The 3,186-nt window shown below is 60.5% G+C and carries 2 protein-coding genes and 1 pseudogene; all 3 read left to right on the top strand.

All coding sequences use genetic code 11. The features are described 5' to 3' along the window. Positions 1–1,050 (top strand): PKD domain-containing protein (locus KJB29_RS18980; protein WP_215735878.1); only part of this gene is annotated, 1,050 nt, incomplete at its 5' end. Positions 1,051–1,098: 48 nt separating this feature from the next. Beyond that, positions 1,099–2,181 carry a hypothetical protein gene (locus KJB29_RS18975; protein ID WP_004514788.1) on the top strand — a complete coding sequence of 361 codons (1,083 nt, stop codon included), beginning with the start codon at positions 1,099–1,101 and terminating at the stop codon, positions 2,179–2,181. 253 nt (positions 2,182–2,434) lie between these two features. Continuing rightward, positions 2,435–3,186 (top strand): annotated as a pseudogene (locus KJB29_RS18970) (PKD domain-containing protein); the annotation flags it as partial.

The raw sequence follows: 3,186 nt of genomic DNA, 5'->3' as shown, positions 1-3,186 counted from the left end.
CTGACCGACCTGCACGCCCAGCGGGGCTTCCAGTGCGCCGCCTGCCACGCCAGCACCAACACGGCCATAACCGCGGCCGTCCAGAAAGGTCTCGGCGGTCAGCCGGTAGTCTGTGCCGACTGTCACAACGCCATCGGCGGCTTCGGTAACCATGCCGGCCAGCATGACAAAATCAGCCTCATCGACCAGACCGGCTTCATCGCCGCCCATGAAGAGAAAATGGTCTACTGCACCGCCTGCCACACCAGCACCAACGCCACGGTGGTCAAGGTCATCAACGACGGCATGGCCGGCATCCAGCAGAGCTGCAACGCCTGCCACACCGTAGCCGGCAACAACCTGCCGCCGACCGCCAACGCCGGCGCCGACGTGACGGTTGGGGTCAACCAGGCGGTCACCTTCACCGGCAGCGGCACCGATCCCGACGGCACCATCGCCTCCTACGCCTGGAACTTCGGCGACGGCACCACCGGCAGCGGCGCCAGCGCCACCAAGACCTACACCACGGCCGGCACCTACACCGCGACTCTGACCGTCACCGACAACGCCGGGGCCACCGCCAGCGATACCGTCATCGTCACGGTCCAAGCGGCCCCGACCAGCAGCTCGGTCTTTGCCGACCAGGTTCTGTCCATGCAGCGGCTCTACTCCGTCACCTCCTCGGACAGCAACAGCAGCGATGTCACCGCCAACTTCCGCGACGGCAACACCACCGACCGCTACCTGCTGCAGTATGGCAGCAGCGGCAGCAACTACGTCATCGCCATGAAACTGAACCGCGACGCCTTGACCGCCACCAAGGTGGTGCTGCGGGTGTACGTCTCCTCCATCAGCTCCTCGCGGACCCTGAGGATTTACCCGTACCAGTCTAACGGGACCTCGGTGAACACCCGCTACTACACGAGCTACAGCACGAGCAGCACCGGGTGGAAGGATATCGACGTCACCTCCATCGCCCAGCGGATGAACGGCTACGGCTGGATGAAATTCCGTGTCGCTCCCTCCTCGAGCAGCCTCTACGTTGCCGAGGGCGCCTTCCAGGTCCAGTAAGGGAGGTGTGACGTGAACAGAATCCAGCGAACCGAATGGAGGAAAGAAATGAAGCGCATCGTCATCACTACAGCCGCGCTCCTCGCCATGGCGGCTCCGGCCATGGCGGGACACACCGCCGCGGTTGGGCAGGGGAACTGCTCCTACTGCCATAAAGTAAACCTGGTAACCCAGCACGGCGGCTTTGCCGCCACCGTCTGCCAGACCTGCCACGACATCCCGGCAACCGACGGCATGGCAACCGCCGTGAAGGACACTATCGCTGCCGGGGTAGCCGGCCAACAGTACGCCTGCTCCAACTGCCACGGGTCGCAGTCCCATGCCCAGAAACATCCCGGCTACGCGGCGAACTACTCCACGTATAACGGGGTTGAGCCGGGCTACGGCACCACGACGTGGACCGGAGCGACCAGCTATACCCCGGCAACGCCGGCAGCCAAGATGTACCAACTCTGCGTCAAGTGCCACTCCTCCAACGGCCTTGGCGCCACAACCAATGCCACGTCTGGTGTTGTTGGTCCTTCCGGGCTCAACCTGACGGATCAGGCCTGGGAGTTCAGCCCCACCAACCGGTCCGCCCACCCGGTCATCGTCACCCTCAACAACCAGACCGGCTCCCCCGCACCGCGCGCCCTGAAAACAACGGAAATGAAGGCGCCGTGGCTGAATGTCGGAAACCAGACTATGACCTGCGCCGACTGCCACGACTTCGTCGATACCGGTATTCAGGGGGCGGGAATCACCTGGTCCCTGAAGGGGACCAACAAGGCATGGCCCTACACTGTGGCCGGGGTTACCACCGGCACCTTCCAGACGATGAACAACAACTCCATGTCGTTCTGCTGGAACTGTCACAACTTCTCCGGGGCAGGCGAGGTTCACACCACCGGTGACCATAGCGGCGTCAAGTGTATCGACTGTCATATTCGGGTGCCCCATGGCGGCAAGGTGTCGCGGCTCATTGGGACAGCCACCCCCGGCCTGCCTGCCCGTTACTCGGGCGACGGCAAGGGAGGCGAGATGCCTCACGTCACCGCCTTCAAGAAGGCCGCCTCGGGAACGTACGGTACGTCCAGCTGCAGCACCAACTGCGGTGAGCATGGTTCCATATCAGGGGGCGAAACCTGGTAGAGTGCAATTGAGTTTGTTTCAAGAGAGAATGGCCGGGGGAGCCTTCCCCCGGCCTCACTGAAAAAACTCAACAGAAGAGGTCATAGTGGACGAACTCCATAACCTACTCAAGGCGGCAGATACGGTGCCGCCTTTTTTGTACTTCTTGCAATATGTGTCACAAATAACTAATATTCGTTAATCAATGGTTGGGGCTTGATTCTTCTCGTTGGTCGTGTAAAAGGCTGTGTCACGGAGTTGAAAGGGGAAAAAGATGAAGACTGAAGATGGCTCTGAAAGGGGGCGCCTGACCGTTTTTGCGCTGCTGGCACTGTTCCTGTTCGTGCCGATTATGCAGCCCGAGGCCCATGCGCTTGTTGAGAACAATTGCAGGGGGTGTCATAACGATGCGCAGGGGAAAACCGCGGACCGGCACCATGCGCTGCTCAGTCTAGGAAAGCAATGTCTTGACTGCCACCAGATGGTTGGTCCGTCCGGAAGTCAGACTCCTGTTGTGGTTCGCGATTGCATTGCATGTCATGGCGACCTGATTCACCAGGGACGACACCATCAACTGATCGCTGAGCGCGGTAAACAATGCCTTGACTGTCACCAGATAGTTGTGGACGCTTCCGGCGCCAATACGCCCGTTGTGGTCCGGGACTGCAGTGTCTGTCATGCGACCATGAACCCCAAGACCAATCACAATAATGCCATGGCCGATGTCAGTTGCGCCCAGTGCCATAACCTTGGTGTGGTGAACGAGCATCTTTCCCGCACGTCCACCTGCTATACCTGTCACAGCAGCGTTAATGTCACGGTGCAACAGACTATACTTTCCGCAAAGACAGGGGTCGTGGTCACCTGTACTTCCTGCCACGTTGGTTTTGATCACGTAGCCCAGCACAACATGGTGGTAACGCCTGCGGACTGCGCAGGGTGCCACACTCAGGGAGTGGTTTACGAGCACACGAACCGGACCTCCACCTGCGCCACCTGCCACCAGAGCACCAACGCCACCGTTCA

Source organism: Geobacter grbiciae (assembly GCF_018531165.1).
Taxonomy (GTDB): domain Bacteria; phylum Desulfobacterota; class Desulfuromonadia; order Geobacterales; family Geobacteraceae; genus Geobacter; species Geobacter metallireducens.
This window is presented reverse-complemented; position numbering and strand designations above follow the sequence as displayed.

Coding starts and splice junctions, on each gene's coding strand:
- KJB29_RS18975 (WP_004514788.1), top strand. CDS start 1,099: ATGAAGCGCATCGTCATCACTACAGCCGCGCTCCTCGCCATGGCGGCT.